Annotated in this window: 13 protein-coding genes and 1 tRNA gene; 7 read left to right on the top strand and 7 right to left on the bottom strand. The window is 40.4% G+C overall.

Annotation, left to right across the window (positions count from 1 at the left end; translation table 11 throughout):
* Positions 1–55 precede the first annotated feature (55 nt).
* Together rraB and OC457_RS12060 are read left to right on the top strand one after the other, a co-directional pair.
* Complete coding sequence (gene rraB / locus OC457_RS12065) at positions 56–463, top strand: ribonuclease E inhibitor RraB (protein WP_080174891.1); 408 nt, start codon at positions 56–58, stop codon at positions 461–463.
* A gap of 202 nt (positions 464–665) precedes the next feature.
* The gene (locus tag OC457_RS12060; protein ID WP_080174890.1) at positions 666–3,101 is read left to right on the top strand and encodes a beta-mannosidase; all 2,436 of its coding nucleotides are present in this window, start codon (positions 666–668) and stop codon (positions 3,099–3,101) included.
* A gap of 80 nt (positions 3,102–3,181) precedes the next feature.
* On the opposite strand, the gene OC457_RS12055 is transcribed toward OC457_RS12060, so the two are convergent.
* The 4 genes from OC457_RS12055 to pepA form a co-directional block, all read right to left on the bottom strand.
* Positions 3,182–3,583, bottom strand: a complete 402-nt coding sequence (locus tag OC457_RS12055) for a DUF2061 domain-containing protein (protein ID WP_080174889.1) — start codon at positions 3,581–3,583, stop codon at positions 3,182–3,184.
* A 204-nt stretch (positions 3,584–3,787) separates the two neighbouring features.
* Positions 3,788–6,649 (bottom strand): valine--tRNA ligase, encoded by a 2,862-nt coding sequence (locus OC457_RS12050; protein WP_080174888.1) that lies wholly within the window; start codon positions 6,647–6,649, stop codon positions 3,788–3,790.
* Between the two features lie 33 nt (positions 6,650–6,682).
* Positions 6,683–7,138 (bottom strand): DNA polymerase III subunit chi, encoded by a 456-nt coding sequence (locus OC457_RS12045; protein ID WP_080174887.1) that lies wholly within the window; start codon positions 7,136–7,138, stop codon positions 6,683–6,685.
* A gap of 45 nt (positions 7,139–7,183) precedes the next feature.
* On the bottom strand, positions 7,184–8,692 hold the full coding sequence (gene pepA, locus OC457_RS12040) for a leucyl aminopeptidase (RefSeq protein WP_080174886.1): 1,509 nt from the start codon (positions 8,690–8,692) through the stop codon (positions 7,184–7,186).
* A gap of 195 nt (positions 8,693–8,887) precedes the next feature.
* Between pepA and lptF the strand changes: the two genes are divergently transcribed.
* On the top strand, positions 8,888–9,988 hold the full coding sequence (gene lptF, locus OC457_RS12035) for an LPS export ABC transporter permease LptF (RefSeq protein WP_080174885.1): 1,101 nt from the start codon (positions 8,888–8,890) through the stop codon (positions 9,986–9,988).
* Complete coding sequence (gene lptG, locus OC457_RS12030) at positions 9,988–11,061, top strand: LPS export ABC transporter permease LptG (RefSeq protein WP_080174884.1); 1,074 nt, start codon at positions 9,988–9,990, stop codon at positions 11,059–11,061. The genes lptF and lptG overlap by 1 nt, the downstream gene beginning before the upstream one ends.
* Before the next feature lie 64 nt (positions 11,062–11,125).
* Here the strand turns inward: lptG and OC457_RS12025 are convergent, their stop codons facing one another.
* Positions 11,126–11,617, bottom strand: a complete 492-nt coding sequence (locus OC457_RS12025; protein ID WP_210436082.1) for an RDD family protein — start codon at positions 11,615–11,617, stop codon at positions 11,126–11,128.
* Positions 11,618–11,864: 247 nt separating this feature from the next.
* On the opposite strand from OC457_RS12025, the gene OC457_RS12020 reads away from it, so the two are divergent.
* Positions 11,865–11,949, top strand: a tRNA-Leu gene (locus OC457_RS12020).
* A 277-nt stretch (positions 11,950–12,226) separates the two neighbouring features.
* Here the strand turns inward: OC457_RS12020 and OC457_RS12015 are convergent.
* Entirely contained in the window at positions 12,227–13,129 is a 903-nt protein-coding gene (locus OC457_RS12015) for a LysR family transcriptional regulator (RefSeq protein ID WP_080174882.1), read from the bottom strand.
* Between the two features lie 128 nt (positions 13,130–13,257).
* On the opposite strand from OC457_RS12015, the gene OC457_RS12010 reads away from it, so the two are divergent.
* Both OC457_RS12010 and OC457_RS12005 read left to right on the top strand, forming a co-directional pair.
* The gene (locus tag OC457_RS12010) at positions 13,258–14,970 is read left to right on the top strand and encodes an amidohydrolase (RefSeq protein WP_080174881.1); all 1,713 of its coding nucleotides are present in this window, start codon (positions 13,258–13,260) and stop codon (positions 14,968–14,970) included.
* A 275-nt stretch (positions 14,971–15,245) separates the two neighbouring features.
* Entirely contained in the window at positions 15,246–16,103 is an 858-nt protein-coding gene (locus OC457_RS12005) for a PA4780 family RIO1-like protein kinase (RefSeq protein ID WP_080174880.1), read from the top strand.
* Between the two features lie 74 nt (positions 16,104–16,177).
* Here OC457_RS12005 and OC457_RS12000 read toward each other — a convergent pair whose 3' ends face one another.
* On the bottom strand, positions 16,178–16,870 hold the full coding sequence (locus tag OC457_RS12000; RefSeq protein ID WP_080174879.1) for a 2'-5' RNA ligase family protein: 693 nt from the start codon (positions 16,868–16,870) through the stop codon (positions 16,178–16,180).
* Positions 16,871–16,892: the final 22 nt, after the last annotated feature.

The following is a 16,892-nucleotide window of genomic DNA, read 5'->3' as shown; positions in this document are numbered from 1 at the left end:
AGTGCAAACCATGCGATATTTGCCAGCAAATTTATTCCATAGGTGGAGTGATACCATGTCTTACGCAGAATTGATTGCAGAGCAAAAAGAAGAAACGCGCGAAATTATCGCCGCATTACTTGAAGATGGCAGTGAGCCAGAGGCGCTTTACACTATTGAGCACCATTTCTCTGCAGACACCTTTGAAGAGCTAGAAGCGGCTGCAGTTGAAGCATTTAAACTTGGTTTTAATGTTTTAGAAGCAGAAGAGCTAGAGCTTGATCCTGAAGATGGCGGCGGCAAGGTTGTATGTTTTGATGCAGTGATGGAGTCAGCTCTAAACGCTGAGCTTATTGATGAGCAAGCTGAAAAGCTAATCAAACTAGCAGAAAAACACAGCATTGATTATGACGGTTGGGGTACTTACTTCGAATCTGACGAAGATGATGAAGATGATGAAGAAGAGAGCGAAGACGAAGAATAAATCGTCATAACACCACTCTGTTCTTAAAAGCCGGCATTTTGCTGGCTTTTTCTGCTTTTTGGCAGTGATATCAAGCTTTGATATTGATGACATAATAGAAATTTACTCGTGATCACTGTCTGTAACTACAACGCGTGTAAATCTTTCCATTTATCTTCATACATTTAAATCATACTGAATATATTCAGTATTGGAGTGATTGATGACAATCTCACTTAATGGCCAGTGGTTGCTTGCGTGTGTTCAGCGTTCAGCAATTCAAGACCTTCATATTGATTTGCCGGGTGATGTTCACTCAGCATTATATGCAGCTGGAGAGATCCCTGATCCTTATTGGGCAACCAATGAAAAAAAAATTCAGTGGGTTGGTGAGTGCGACTGGATTGTCAGCCGCCACTTTGAATTAACTGCTGAACAACTGACGTGCAATGCCATGGATTTGGTATTGAACCAGCTTGATACAGTAGCTGAAATTCGTATTAATGGTCATACTGTTGCCGATTTTAATAATATGTTCATGCGCCATAAAGTGGATGTATTAAGTTGTTTGCAAGTTGGTATGAATCGTATTGAAATTGTATTACATCGTGCTGATCTTGCAGCAAAAAATCGTGCAGATAAATTACCATTCCCAGTGCCATGGGCGAAAGGTAATAACCAAATTCCATTTATGAATACGCTGCGTAAACCACAGTTCCACAGTGGTTGGGATTGGAGTATTTGCTTATCAGTTTTAGGTGTTTACGGTGATATTGTGCTGCAGCCAATTGAACATGTACGTATTAGTCACTTAGCAACTAAACAGAAATGGCATCAGCAAGAGTGTGAACTAACGGTTACGTTACATTATGAAGTTGTCTCTGAAAAAGGACTGGCTAATGCTGCCGTTATCTTTGATGGTCAAACTTTTCACCTGACTCTCGATCGTGAAGCAACCAAAGCCAGTGTTATTTTTAGAATTGATAATCCTCGTCACTGGTGGCCTGCGGGTTATGGCAAGCAACGCTTATATAAATTGGCACTTGAAGCTGATGGAATAACGCTCACTAAGCAAATTGGTTTGCGTAAATTAGACGTTGTAACTAAAGATGATGATCAGGGCCAGAGTATGGTCGTGATGGTTAATGATGTGCCAATTTCAGCCCGTGGTGCCAATTGGATTCCACTAGATGCTATGCCTGCGCGTATGACTGAGCAACGCTATCGCAGTCTGTTAACCGATGCTGCAGCCGCAAATATGAATATGCTCCGCGTGTGGGGCGGGGGTATGTATGAAAAAGATATTTTCTATAATCTTTGTGATGAATTGGGGCTACTTGTTTGGCAAGATTTAATGTTTGCCAATGCGCTATACCCATCAACCCCTGACTTTATTGCTGAAGTTGAGCAAGAAGTTGAATACCAAGTTCGACGCTTAAAAGATCATCCAAGTTTAGTGTTATGGTGTGGTGATAATGAGGTGTTAGGGGCGATTGATCGTGATCCTGAGTCACGGCAACATCGTGAAAAACATTTGATTAATTATGATCGTCTTAATAACACCTTAGCAGAAGTGGTCGAGCGTGAAGATCCATCACGACGCTTCTGGGCTAGCTCTCCGTGTAATGGTGAACTGGATATTATTGATACTTGGCACCATGATCCGCAACGCGGTGATATGCACTGTTGGGATGTGTGGGATAGTGGTAAAGAGTTTGATGCTTATCTACAAGTTACCCCTCGTTTTTGTTCTGAATTTGGTTTTCAATCTTGGCCGTCACTGCCGACAGTGAAAAGTTATTTGCCAGAGCAAGATTGGAATATCAGCTCACCAAGTTTTGAGAGTCATCAGAAAAGCGGTAATGGTAATTCGATCATTACTGAGATGTTTACCCGTTATTTCCGTTTTCCAAATGGGTTTGTCAATATGTTGTATTTATCGCAAGTACAGCAAGCACTCGCAGTTAAAACGGCAGCAGAATATTGGCGTACTCAAAAACCAACCAATCGTGGAATGCTGTTTTGGCAGTTAAATGATTGTTGGCCTGTAAGTTCATGGTCATCGCTAGAATACAGCGGACGTTGGAAACAATTGCATTACCATGCGCGTCGTTTTTTTGCGCCACAAATGGCGACTTTTACTCGAGATCAACATGGATTAAAGCTCCATTTGGTTAATGATGGTCGTAAAAATACCGAGTTAAAAGGTGAAGTCGTATGGCAAAGCTGGGAAGGTGAGATCCTTTACCGTGAGCCAATAGCACAATACTTAGAAGCTGATTCAACCAAAGTGGTGTGGGAATGGCTAAATGAAGATTTAGATGGCCATGAACAAGACGGCTTTTTCCATGTGCATTTGCATAGTGGCCAGCAATTAATAGAAAACACATGGTTTCCAGCTCGCCCTAAATATTGTGAGTTAGCTTGCCCTGATTTGCGCTTTGAAGTTGCTGAGCACAATAATGATATCGTGGTAATGCTAAGCAGTAGCAAGCCCGCATTTTTTGTGCACTTAGAATTTGAAGGTGAGGGGCGATTTGAAGATTCAAGTTTTACCCTTGTGCCTGAACACCAACGTCAAATTAAATATATTGGTTCTGCTAGTTTTGATGAAGTAATGCAAGGTTTGCGAGTCTATCATTTAAAACAAAGCTATTGATTTATTTGATTGTTTAAACTTAAAACCGCTGATGTCAGCGGTTTTTTTTAAGAAGTCCCGTTATTTTAATACGGTGATCTTTAGTGTTTACAACTTAGATGATGAAACCATGTTTTTGATGTAGTGGTATGTCGCTGCCATACTCGTTCATGAAAATAATAAGCTAGAGTATTAATAGCAGGTTCAATCATTGCCATAACACTACCAATAACGATATCGCCAGTCAGTAAATAGACAACCCCAAAAGCGACACTAAAATGTAATACAGCAAAACTGATAGTTTTGTAATGTGGGGCACTAAAGCGTGATGATGTCAGTGTTGGGCGCTGCCATGTTTGTTCATGAAAATAAAAAGCTACGGTATTAACCATCGGTTCAATCATTGCAATTAAACTACCAATAAGAATATCTCCTGTTAGTAGGTAAGCGACGCTAAAAGCGACCGTAAAATGAATAACAGCAAAGCTAATAGTTTTTTTCATAGTAAGACCCTCTCGGCACACTCTTTAATTGCGAATAATTATCATTAACAATATCTGGTTATTTATATTTCAGCAATGGTTAATAATGATTAATTATGAGTCAGGGCTTTTTATTGAGGTCTGATTTTTTAATTAGTTGATTTTTAAATATAAAAAAACCGACGTTATTACGTCGGTTTTTTGTTTTTAGTGTTTAGTTAAAACTTATAGCGCAGCAATAGTTGCTTTTTGCTCAGTTAGTTTAACTAGCGTTTCTTCATAACCTGCGAGCTTCTCACGTTCTTTAGTGATCACGATTTCAGGTGCTTTAGCAACGAAACCTTCGTTACTTAGCTTGCCAGAAGTGCGTTTGATTTCGCCTTCCATCTTTGCGATTTCTTTATCTAAACGTGCCAGTTCAGCGTCTTTATCGATTAGACCCGCCATTGGGATCATCAATTCAGATTTACCAACAAGCGCTGTTGCACAAGCTGGCGTTGCTTCACCGTCAGCCAATACGTTAACTTCTTCTAGTTTTGCTAGAGATTTCAGTACTGTTAGATTTGCTTCAACGCGTGTTGCATCAGCAGCGTCAGCGACTTTTAGCATGACGGATAATGGCTTGCTTGGCGCGATATCATATTCAGCACGTAGGTTACGAATGCTAGTGATAAACGCTTTAACAAACTCAATGTCAGTGATTGCAGCTTGGTCAAACTGTGCTTCATCAAACTGAGGCAATGCCTGATTCATGATGGTTTCACCTTCAACACCATCAACTAGCGGCTTAACGCTCTGCCAGATTGATTCAGTGATGTAAGGTAATACCGGGTGAGCCAGACGTAATGTCTTCTCAAGCACTGTGATTAGAGTATGACGTGTTGCACGTTGTTGTGCTTCAGTGCCTTTCCATAAAACAGGTTTAGTTAGCTCTAAGTACCAGTCACAGAATTGGTTCCAGATGAACTCGTAAAGTACACCCGCAGCCATATCTAGACGGAAGTTATCAATATGGGTATTGAATTCTTTCGCAGCTAGTTGGAATTGTGATTCAATCCACTTATCAGCCAGTGAGTATTCAAGCTCGCTACCTGCTGCAAAACCACAATCTTGATCTTCTGTATTCATCAGTACGTAACGGCTTGCGTTCCATAGCTTGTTACAGAAGTTACGGTAACCTTCAAGACGCTTCATGTCCCAGTTGATGTCACGGCCAGTTGAAGCCATAGCAGCAAGAGTGAAACGTAGCGCATCGGTACCGTATGGTTCAATACCTGCTTCAAATGTCTTACGGGTTGCTTTTTCAATCTTCGCTGCAAGTTGTGGTTGCATCATGTTGCCACAACGCTTCTCAACAAGAGACTCAAGATCAATACCGTCGATCATGTCGATAGGGTCGATTACGTTACCCTTAGACTTAGACATTTTATCGCCGTTTTCGTCACGGATAAGACCGGTTACGTAAACAGTTTTAAACGGTACTTGTGCTTTGCCGTCTTCATCTTTACAGAAGTGCATGGTCATCATGATCATACGCGCAACCCAGAAGAAGATGATATCAAAACCAGTAACCAACACATCAGATGGGTGGAAGGTTTGAAGATCAGCGGTGTTTTCTGGCCAGCCTTGCGTACCAAATGTCCATAGTGCTGAAGAGAACCATGTATCAAGTACGTCGTTGTCTTGGTTTAGAACCACAACAGGTGCTAGGTTGTACTTTTCACGCACTTCTGCTTCGTTACGACCAACGTAAACTTTACCGTCGTTGTCGTACCAAGCTGGAATGCGGTGACCCCACCAAAGTTGACGTGAAATACACCAGTCTTGAATATCGCGCATCCAAGAGAAGTACATGTTTTCGTATTGCTTAGGTACGAATTGGATATCACCATTTTCAACTGCTTGAATAGCCGGTTCAGCTAATGGTGCCGCGCGAACGTACCATTGTGCAGTTAGCATTGGTTCAATAACCACGCCACCACGATCACCATAAGGAATGGTGAGATCATGATCTTTAATTTCTTCTAGCAGACCTAGCTCGTCAAATTCAGCAACGATAGCTTTACGGGCTGCAAAACGCTCCATACCTTGGTATTTCGCAGGGATTTCAGTGCTGTAAACATCGCTTTCTTCGCCGTTAGTGGTGAAGACTTCAGCCGCATCACGAATATCAGCGTTGAAGGTTAGGATGTTGATCATTGGTAGGCTATGACGCTTACCTACTTCGTAGTCATTGAAATCGTGTGCTGGAGTGATTTTCACACAACCAGTACCTTTATCCATGTCCGCATGTTCATCACCTAAAATAGGGATGCGACGGCCAACGATAGGTAGAATGATTTCTTTACCGATTAGATCTTTGTAGCGTGGATCTTCAGGGTTAACAGCAACACCAGTATCACCCAGCATGGTTTCTGGACGCGTTGTTGCTACTACAATGTAGTCTTTACCATCGGCAGTTTGTACGCCATCAGCTAATGGGTAACGGAAGTGCCACATGTGACCTTTAACATCTTTGTTTTCAACTTCGATGTCAGAGATTGCTGTGTGTAGTTTTGGATCCCAGTTAACCAGACGCTTACCACGGTAAAGTAGATCTTCTTGGTATAGGCGAACGAAAACTTCTTGTACTGCATTTGATAGACCATCATCCATCGTGAAGCGCTCACGATCCCAGTCTACCGATGCGCCAAGGCGACGAAGCTGTTTGGTGATTGTGCCACCAGATTCGTTTTTCCATTCCCAGATCTTATCGATGAAAGCATCACGACCATAATCGTGTTTTGTTTTGCCTTCTTCAGCAGCGATCTTACGCTCCACAACCATTTGGGTAGCAATACCTGCGTGGTCAGTACCAACCTGCCATAGGGTGTTTTTACCTTTCATACGCTCACAACGAATCAAGGTATCCATAATGGTATCTTGGAATGCGTGGCCCATATGAAGGCTGCCTGTGACGTTTGGTGGCGGGATCATAATGCTGTAAGCATCTTTAGATGTATCACCATGAGGCTTAAAGTAGCCAGCCTCTTCCCAGCGCTGATAAAGCGCTTGTTCAATTGATTGTGGGTTGTATGTCTTTTCCATAGCGCTCTTAGAAGGGTTCTATTCTATGTGGAATTAAGGCGTCTCAATAACAGCATTGACAGTCGTAATTTGAATGCCAGCAAGGCGATAAGCCTTGTAACGCTCACGCGCCTGCTGTTTGAGCGTTTCATCGCAAGGGACAAAGTCTACCACTTGTGCAAAGCTAACCGCAAAATTTGCGACAATTTCAGCTAAATTAATTAATACTGCTCGGTGTCCGCTATAACGTAAACCAGGCCAACCAATCTCAACCGGCGATCCGCCTCTTGGTCCCTCTCCAATTAAATTGTGAGGAACAAAGTTGTCAGGATCTTGTTGCCATAGATATTCATCTATTTGTTCTGCTTGTTGTTTATTTGCTGCAAGTAAGAATACACGTAGTCCCTGACGGTAACTCATGGCCGCGCAATGACAAGCAAAATGACACTGAAAATCATTTTCAGTACCAGCTTGATCATCATTTAATATATAAAACGTAGCATGAGTCATAAATTATGTCCTAAAAGAAAAGGGCCAAAGGCCCTTTTGAATGTCTTATTCGACAATCTCTTGGCCTGCTCTATTGAGGAGGAATTGGACTAACAAGGGCACCGGACGTCCGGTTGAGCCTTTCGCTGCACCACCTTTCCAAGCAGTACCGGCAATATCGAGGTGAGCCCAGTTATACTTCTTAGTAAAACGAGATAAGAAACACCCTGCCGTAATTGTTCCCGCACCTGGAGAACCTAAGTTTGCCATATCAGCAAATGGACTTGCGATTTGCTCTTGATATTCATCACTCATCGGTAAACGCCAAGCGCGATCGCCTGATTGTTCAGAGGCATTAATAATTTCATGAGCAAGTGGATTATGATTACCCATTAAACCACTGATGTGGTGGCCAAGAGCTACCACACATGCTCCTGTTAACGTCGCAACGTCAACGACGCACTCAGGTTCAAAACGCTCAACATAGGTTAATGTATCACATAATACTAAACGGCCTTCGGCATCAGTATTTAAGACTTCAACGGTTTGACCTGACATGGTGGTTAAAATATCACCAGGGCGGTAAGCACCACCACCAGGCATATTTTCACAACCTGCAAGAATACCAACGACATTGATAGGCAGATTAAGTTTCGCTAATGCTTTCATGGTACCAAACACAGAAGCTGCGCCACACATGTCGTATTTCATTTCGTCCATTTGAGCGCCAGGTTTGATAGAAATACCACCTGAATCAAACGTTAAACCTTTACCGACCAATACAATAGGTTTAGTTTCAGGATCAGGATGGCCCTTGTATTCAATCACTGACATCATGGCTTCATTTTTAGAGCCTTGACCAACAGCAAGGTATGATGTCATACCTAAGGTTGCCATTTCTTGCTCCCCAATAATTTTGGTACTTACCGTTTCAAAATCATCAGCTAAACGACGTGCTTGTGAGGCTAAATATGCAGGATTAGCCACGTTAGGCGGCATATTACCAAGATCTTTACTGGCTTTAACACCCGATGAAATAGCAAGACCATGTGCAATAGCACGTTCGCCCAAAGAAAGCTCACGACGAGTTGGTACATTAAAAACTAACTTGCGTAGTGGACGTCGTGTCTCTGGCTTGTTACTTTTAAACTGGTTAAAGGTATAAAGGCTATCTTTGGTCGTTTCTACTGCTTGGCGTACTTTCCAGTAGGTATCTCGACCTTTAACATGTAGCTCGGTAAGGAAACAGACGGCTTCCATTGAACCGGTTTCATTTAAGGTACTAATGGTTTTTTTGATAATTTGTTTGTATTGGCGTTCGTCAAGTTCACGCTCTTTACCACAACCAACCAGTAATACTCGTTCTGACAATACGTTGGGAACATGATGTAATAACAACATCTGTCCAGGCTTACCTTCAAGGTCACCACGACGTAATAATGAGCTAATATAGCCATCACTAATTTTGTCTAGCTGTTCCGCGATTGGAGAGAGGCGACGTGGTTCAAATACGCCCACGACAATACATGCACTGCGCTGTTTTTCGGGGCTACCGCTTTTGACACTGAACTCCATGCGTACTCCTAACATCCTATAAAGACAATTAACGCTAAATGTTAGATAATACCACACTTGCTTGCTCTGCCGAGATTTCGGTATAGGCTTAAAGCGTGGACTTACATTCAGCCGAAAGATAAAAAAATAACTAATTTAACGAAAAACTATAGTGATTCCATCAAAAAAACAAGTTTTCTATGGGAATAATAACGCGTGATTATTGTTAGGTATTTGACGAGAGAAACAGTAAAAAGCCAATTAGCCGTACTTTTTGTGCTTTTTCTTGTTTTTATTAGCCAAAAGTTCATTCGCATTTTAGCACAAGCGACCGATGGTTCGATCCCGAGTGATCTGATTGTGACTTTAATGGGGCTTTCTATTCCAGCAATGGCATTGCTGATGTTACCACTGAGTTTATATATTGGTATTTTACTCACATTTGGTCGTTTGTACGCTGAGAGTGAAATTACGGTAATGAGCGCTACCGGCATGGGGAATAAGTTTCTTATTCGTGCCGCATTAGCATTAGCATTAATTACTGGTTCAATAGCAACAGCCAACGCATTATGGGTTGCACCATGGGCTCAATATAAAATTGAACAGATCACCGATCAAGCTAAAGCCGATCCAGGTTTAAATATGTTGGTGAAAGGTACTTTTCAAATGGCACCTAATGGCTCTGGGGTGGTATTTGTGAATGATATTACCGATAAAGGCTCTAAGCTGCATAATGTATTTGTCGCTCAATTAAAAGCGCAAGATACATTGCAACCTAGCGTAATGGTGGCGAAACGTGGTTTTGTGACTGAACAAGCCGATGGGCGTCAAATGTTGGATTTACAACAAGGTACGCGTTATGAAGGTGTACCAACGCAGTTGAATTATGGCATTACTCAATTTGATGATTACCAAGCCTTAATTGGTCAGCGTAAAGTAAAACAGGGTGATCGTGATTGGGAAGCAAAAACTACCGCGGAATTATTAAAAGATCCAAGTCTAGCAGCAACGGCTGAATTGCAATGGCGATTATCGTTAATTCTATGTATTCCATTATTAGTTATGATTGTAGTGCCATTATCCGCCGTTAACCCTCGTCAAGGGCGGTTTGCAAAATTAGCGCCTGCGGTATTAATTTATTTAGCGTATTTCCTTGCAATATCATCAGCAAAATCTGCGATTGAAGATGGCTTTATTCCGGGGTGGATGGGAATGTGGCCGATCAATATTGGTGCATTATTAATCGCAATTGGTTTAAATAGCTGGGATAGCTTACCGGTTCGACGCCTCAAAGATAAATTACGGAGACGTGGTTAATGTTTAAAATTCTCGACTGGTATATTGGCCGAACTATTATCGCAACATCGGCATTAACTTTATCAACGCTTGTCGGACTCTCTGCCATCATTAAATATGTTGAGCAGCTACGTAAAGTGGGTCAAGGTAGTTATGATCTACTCAAAGCATTATATTTTGTGTTGTTATCTATGCCACAAGATATCGTGACATTCTTTCCAATGGCTGTATTGCTAGGGGCTTTGATTGGCTTAGGGATGTTAGCTTCAAGCTCTGAGTTGGTGGTGATGCAAGCGGCGGGTTTTTCTAAGTTAGATATCGGTTTATCGACCTTAAAAACAGCTGTGCCGTTAATGATCATTGTGACGTTACTTGGCCAATGGGGCGCACCGCAGGCACAAAAAGCCGCTCGTGAGTTACGATCTTTATGGATCAGTGGCGGTAGTATGCTATCGGTTCAAAGTGGTGTGTGGGCGAAAGATGATAATGACTTTATTTATCTTGGTCGCGTACATGATAAAAACCAGATCGATGTGGTCAATATTTGGCAATTTAATAGCCAAGATAAACTGCTTGATGTGTTATCAGCTAAAACAGCCAGCTATGACGTTCAAAAGGGCTGGACGATGCATAATGTGACTGTAACGGATATGACCAATAAAGCGCAGATTACTAATACCCATTACGACACCAAAAAATGGCAAACAACCTTAACTCCAGATAAGTTAGCCGTGGTTACTGTAAAACCTGAAGAGTTATCACTTTCGGGGTTATATGATTATGTCGGTTATTTAAAAGAATCTAAGCAAGATGCTATGCGTTATGAGCTTGCTTTTTGGCGTAAAGCACTACAGCCAGTTTCTATTGGAGTTATGATGCTACTAGCATTATCCTTTGTCTTTGGGCCATTACGGTCAGTGACGATGGGAGCGCGAGTATTATCTGGGGTTATTTTTGGTTTTGCATTTTATATCTCTAATGAAGTGTTTGGGCCGATGAGTTTAGTCTATAACTTACCCCCTGTTATTGGTGCTCTGGCGCCTAGTCTGGTGTTTTTAGCTATTACTATTTATTTACTTCGACGTAAATTATAGCGATTAAAAAAGGAGCCAAAGGGCTCCTTTTTTATTAGTGGTTTTTCTTGGGGCTGATTATGTATTAATGGCCTTTTTCAGTAACGACCATTTCACATTCCGCCATAATATCTTGCATTGATCGGCGTCGATCATTAAACGCGAGTAAGTTACCCAAACCAAATGCTGACGTCGCAATACGAATAAAGGCTTGAGTGATTTTAATGCGAGAGCCATCTTCATTTTGAAGTTTTAATTTCCATGCTCGCATCCCCAATGTTTGCCCTGCTTGGGTCCAAAAGTAACTATAAAACCCAATAATGACTAGTGCTAGATAGGCGCTATATAACATGCTAGCAGTTGGATCTGATATTAAATAGTTACTGGCATCTTGGTAGTCACCTAATGCAAGCACACCAAAATGAAGCAGTACCGCAACGATTGCCATCGCAAGTGCACCAGCAACCATTAAAAGAGCTGCGACGATAAGAGTATCGTAGAACCAAGCGCCTAAACGACGTAATAAGCTTGGATATTGGTGTGAAGGCTTAGCGTGTTGTGGTTTGGTTTTCTTCATGATGGTTCCTGTATCAATAATGGTTGAACAAATCCTTATGGGCGGCAGTGTAGCAGTAAACTAAATACGAATGAATGAATGAACTAAATTGCTACAAAATATATTCATGAGTCATTGACGGTAGTGGTTTGATTCACGCCAATAATGCCCGTTTAGTTTAAAATACCAACGCTTGAGTATTTATATGATAAATACGCTATATTAGTACTTGCGCATCAACATGATATACGTATAATAGCCGCCATCAGCCCGAGTGGTGAAATTGGTATACACGACGGATTCAAAATCCGTTTCCTTCGGGAGTGACGGTTCAAGTCCGTCCTCGGGCACCAAATTTCAGAAGAAAGCCTTAATCGTAAGATTGAGGCTTTTTTTTTGCCTTATCGTTATTCTAAATTTCTTAAGTTCGCTTTTCACCTTGTCATCAATCAAAGGAAAGCGGGTTTAAGTCCCCTAGTTACATTTATTCCCATGTTATTGCACCCCATATTCAACGTCTGGTTCATATCCTGTCTTTAACAGGTGATTTTCTGCATCTGCTATTTTGTTGATAGATAATGATGCTATCGACAGTACAAAATGGTTAAAGAAATAATCTAAAAGCGTATGTTATTGAAGGGATGACGAGGATATTTCAACTACCCAGTTAATTGTATTTTTAAATAGTTCTTGAGTATCTTTTCCAACTTTGAAATAAACATTTAAAGATATCAAACGACTGTTGCTTATTTCCTTAATATTGACCTCTACTAAATCACCTGATTTGAGATGGTTCTTCATGTAGGCCTCAGGCATAGCAGCCCAACCATTATATTTTAACAATTCACACAGCAGATCATTGTTACTAATTATTTGTATTTTTGGAGATACTTTAGCAAAGCCCATATTCATACTGAAAAAGTTTTCAGTAATATATTGCGTTTCATTTTGTAAATGATGGATTGTCACTTCAGTATCATGCGGTTTTGATATTAGTAATGGCGAGTTTTTTCTGGCATAACATTTTAAGTGCAGTGAGCCTAAAGTTACCCACGTTATCTCTGTTTCTGGGAACAACATTCCTCTATCTGGCATTATAGCGAGATCTGCTTGGCCATTTTGTAATATAATCAATGCTTCTTGGCGTGTTCTATGTAACCAGTTAATTGCTAAGTGTGAGTAAGTCGCTTTGATTTTTCGCTCAATGTTACTCATTAGCATTAAAGGCACAATCACATCATGTACAATATTTATAGTGTGTACTTGTTGTTCAAATAACGCCTGACTATAGCAATGTAAATCTCTATTTTGTTTCTCAACTACCTTGGCATGAAAGTAGAGTTGATGAGCTTTATCGCTTGGGATTGCTTTACGTCCATCAATAAGAAACAACGAATAACCTACCGTATCTTCATATGTGATAATAAGCTCTCTTACTGTGGTACGAGATTTACCTAAGAGCTTTGCTGCTGCGCTATATGAACCTTGTTCATAAACCATAATAAAAGCATTCAGTTGCTCTAAAGTATGCATATTAAATAAACGTCCTTGTTATTGAACGTATTACCCTATCAAACCTGTCTTTATTGTAAAGCCAGTAAAAGTAAAAATAAGCGATGCATTCAATAATGTGAATCACTATTTTATCTTGAGAGGAAGATATGAAGATCAACGTAATTAAGAAAACAAAGTATTTCCCCCTTGTTATTACGCTCGCTTCTAGTTTTGCATTTGCGAGCTCTGATTTAATTTTGATTAACAGTGATATTATTCCTGTAACGAGTGAACTGCATCGAGCTCAAGCAATGGCAATTCAAGATGGTCAAATTATTGCTGTTGGTTCTAATGAGGAAGTGCTTCAGTATCAAGGAAAAATGACGCAAATACGCGATCTTCATGGTAAGACAATCACGCCAGGGTTTATTGATGCACATGGTCATTTTGCTCAATATATTCCATTGATTGAAAGTGAGTTCTTGTATCCTGCTCCAATGGGGGATATTAATTCACTTAATGATCTGCAGGATAAAATGCAGCGTTATTTCTCTCAGCCCAATAAAGATAAACATATTTTACACGTCGCTTTTGGCTATGATGATGCGGAATTAGCTGAAAAGCGTCACCCGACTAAGCAAGAATTAGATAAATTTACGCAAGGTTATCGTTTTTGTGCTGTGCATATTTCAGGGCACTTAGCGACTTGTAATAGTGATGGTTTAGCTTTTATTGGGTTTAACAACGATACGCCTAATCCTAGTGGTGGCATTATTCGTCGTGATGCTAATGGTGAAATGAGCGGTGTACTTGAAGAGTCGGCGATCTATCCGATTCTTAGTCATCTTCCTGCTATCTCTGAAGTTGATGCTATTCGTAAATTTACCAAGGTACAGGATATGTTTGCCAGCTATGGTATAACCACGGCGCAAGAAGGCTTAGCAACACTTCCAACGATTACTACCTTAAAAAAAATGGCAGAAAATGGGCTATTAAAGATTGATATGCTCGCTTATGCTAAGTGGGTTGATTTAGCTGAAGCGATTGCTGTTCTACCAATGAAAAGTAGTATTAACGGCTTTACTCTTGCTGGTATAAAAATGGTTGGAGATGGTTCTCCGCAAGGAAAAACAGCTTATCTTTCTTCGCCATATTATGAAGTGCCACATAATCATGCTTATGATTACCATGGGTATCCCGTCTTAACTCAACAAGAGATGGATCAGTGGGTTGATACTGCTTATCAAGTTGGAGCACAAATTCTTAGTCATAGTAATGGTGATGCGTCAGCTGATATTTTACTTAATGCTATCGAGAAAGCGGATACAAAATACGGCAAACAAGATCGTCGTACTGTTGTGATTCACGCACAAACTACGCGGTTAGATCAAATTAAGCGAATGAAAAAGAATGAAATGATCCCATCATTCTTTCCTGCCCATACCTATTTTTGGGGTGATTATCATCGAGACTCAGTCTTAGGGCCATGGCGAGCATCAAATATCTCCCCAATGGGATGGGCTAACTCTCAGGAACTCCCCTTTACCATTCATATGGATGCCCCCGTATTATTTCCTGACATGATGACAAATATGTGGTCTGCAGTGAATCGTGTAACACGCAGTGGCGCCGTTCTTGGAAAGCATCATCGAATTACAGCCTACCAAGCATTAGAAGCGATTACCAAAAATGCGGCTTACCAGAATTTTGAAGATCAACACAAAGGAACTATTGAGGTTGGTAAGCGTGCAGATTTAGTCATTCTTGATAACAATCCTCTCACTGTAGATGCTATAGCCATTAAGGATATAAATGTATTGGAAACAATAAAAGATGGCAAAACGATTTATCGTAAAAATACTATTTTAGCGACTAACTAAATAGTGAAAAATCATTAGCTAGTGAGTGATGGTGTTTATTAATATAAATGATAAAAGTAGCTAAAAAAGGAATGTAGTTTTAAAAACGATATTTTATGTTGTTGTTTTTAATGTTTAATATTTTATGTAGGGGAGCATGCTTATCCTAGGATATTTTATGACTAGTGAGGCTGTTGAGAAATAACCACTCATCACTACTTGTTAAAAAATTTCAGCTAGCGATAATGCGATATTATAAACAGGTATATTCCTAGTTACTGACAAATGTAGGTGTAATGAAGATTCCTCCACGATTACAACCCCTAGTTGAAGATGGTCTTATTGATGACGTTTTATCTCAACTGATGAGCGGTAAAGAAGCCTCTGTGTATGTTGTTCGCAGTGGTGGCAAAATTTGTTGTGCTAAAGTCTATAAAGAAATTGACCAACGTAGCTTTAAGAAAGCGGTGACTTACCGCGAGGGACGTAAAGTACGTAATAGTCGTCGTGCTCGCGCGATGGAAAAGGGGTCTAAGTTTGGTCGAGATGAGCAAGAAAAAGTTTGGCAACAAGCAGAAGTCGATGCGTTGTCATTATTGCTAAAAGCAAATGTTCGTGCTCCCATTCCTTATGGTTGTTTTGATGGGGTGTTATTGATGGAGCTAATTACAGATGCAGATGGCGCTGTAGCTCCACGTTTAAATGATATCACGCTAACCAAAGAACAAGCCTTACGTGATCATGCGTTAATGATAAATTATATCAAGCGTATGTTATGCATTGGTCTTATTCATGGTGATTTATCTGAATTTAATGTATTAGTCGATGGTCAAGGCCCAGTCATAATTGACTTGCCTCAAGCTGTAGATGCTTCTGCAAATAATAATGCTAAGTGGATGTTTGAGCGTGATGTGAAGAACATGGCTAATTATTATGGTCGCTATGCACCAGCGCTACTTGAAACCCAATATGGCAAAGAAATGTGGGCATTATTTCAAGCCGGTACGCTAACACCAGAGACTGAATTAACAGGCGTATATATTGAAAGTGAAGTTGATGCTGATATTGATGGCTTAATGGCTGAAATTAACGCGGTTATGGCGGAGGCAGAGTTACGTCGCGCTCGTTTTATGGATGAAGAAGAAAGTGAGTAATCGCTATCATTTTTATTTTTATAGATAAGTATTTTGAAAAACCTCAATCAAAAATTGAGGTTTTTTTGTGGTTGTTATTGAGTAAATAAGTAACTTGCGATTTCTGCTTTTGCTTGACCATTACTATTGACTGCTGCGATGCCAATTCCGAGAGCTTTAAAATTCACCGATTTAAAATGAGCACCATAATTTGCCATAAATGTAGTCAGCTTTTGCGAATCTGTTTGGGGTAATAAGGTGATATGAGGTTCAAAATTCATAAAGACATTTGGACTACCATAACGTCGAAAAGCCGCTAATTTCTCTGGATAGTGGTTGACCCATGTCGGAATAGTTGGATTTATGGTTCGAAGTGGAGCCACCATTATAGTAGCAGTATCGGCTAATTGTTGTAGTTCAGGTGTATTGTCCACATCAAGCATTAACCAATTTCCTTTTGTACGTTGAATGTGATCCAGCGTCAAATCAAATTGATGCCATTGATTGGCAAGTTGTTGTGCTTTTTGTTTGAGTAATTTGAGGTTGTTAGTTGGATATTCAGTTAAATAAAGAGTGATATGCGGTAGAAAACCTTGACTATAAAGTGATGATAATTGTTGCTGTTGAAGTCGGTTACTGATAGTCAATACGGTTTTATCAACAGCATGACTAGGAATAAGAAACAAGTTATAGCTGGCAGTGTTTGATGAAAGTGATGTTATAGGGGTAGCAACAGTGGCGGGGCTAATACAAATGCATGCTAAAGCAAATAGATGTTTTTTAAGCATATCAATAGACTGCTATAAAGTT

The organism is Photobacterium toruni (assembly GCF_024529955.1).
Taxonomy (GTDB): Bacteria; Pseudomonadota; Gammaproteobacteria; order Enterobacterales; family Vibrionaceae; genus Photobacterium; species Photobacterium toruni.
This window is presented reverse-complemented; position numbering and strand designations above follow the sequence as displayed.

Excerpts from the sequence above, each read along its gene's own strand:
- rraB (WP_080174891.1), top strand. The coding sequence starts at position 56 with ATGTCTTACGCAGAATTGATTGCAGAGCAAAAAGAAGAAACGCGCGAA.
- OC457_RS12060 (WP_080174890.1), top strand. The coding sequence starts at position 666 with ATGACAATCTCACTTAATGGCCAGTGGTTGCTTGCGTGTGTTCAGCGT.
- OC457_RS12055 (WP_080174889.1), bottom strand. The coding sequence starts at position 3,583 with ATGAAAAAAACTATTAGCTTTGCTGTTATTCATTTTACGGTCGCTTTT.
- OC457_RS12050 (WP_080174888.1), bottom strand. The coding sequence starts at position 6,649 with ATGGAAAAGACATACAACCCACAATCAATTGAACAAGCGCTTTATCAG.
- OC457_RS12045 (WP_080174887.1), bottom strand. The coding sequence starts at position 7,138 with ATGACTCATGCTACGTTTTATATATTAAATGATGATCAAGCTGGTACT.
- pepA (WP_080174886.1), bottom strand. The coding sequence starts at position 8,692 with ATGGAGTTCAGTGTCAAAAGCGGTAGCCCCGAAAAACAGCGCAGTGCA.
- lptG (WP_080174884.1), top strand. The coding sequence starts at position 9,988 with ATGTTTAAAATTCTCGACTGGTATATTGGCCGAACTATTATCGCAACA.
- OC457_RS12025 (WP_210436082.1), bottom strand. The coding sequence starts at position 11,617 with ATGAAGAAAACCAAACCACAACACGCTAAGCCTTCACACCAATATCCA.
- OC457_RS12015 (WP_080174882.1), bottom strand. The coding sequence starts at position 13,129 with ATGCATACTTTAGAGCAACTGAATGCTTTTATTATGGTTTATGAACAA.
- OC457_RS12010 (WP_080174881.1), top strand. The coding sequence starts at position 13,258 with ATGAAGATCAACGTAATTAAGAAAACAAAGTATTTCCCCCTTGTTATT.
- OC457_RS12005 (WP_080174880.1), top strand. The coding sequence starts at position 15,246 with ATGAAGATTCCTCCACGATTACAACCCCTAGTTGAAGATGGTCTTATT.
- OC457_RS12000 (WP_080174879.1), bottom strand. The coding sequence starts at position 16,870 with ATGCTTAAAAAACATCTATTTGCTTTAGCATGCATTTGTATTAGCCCC.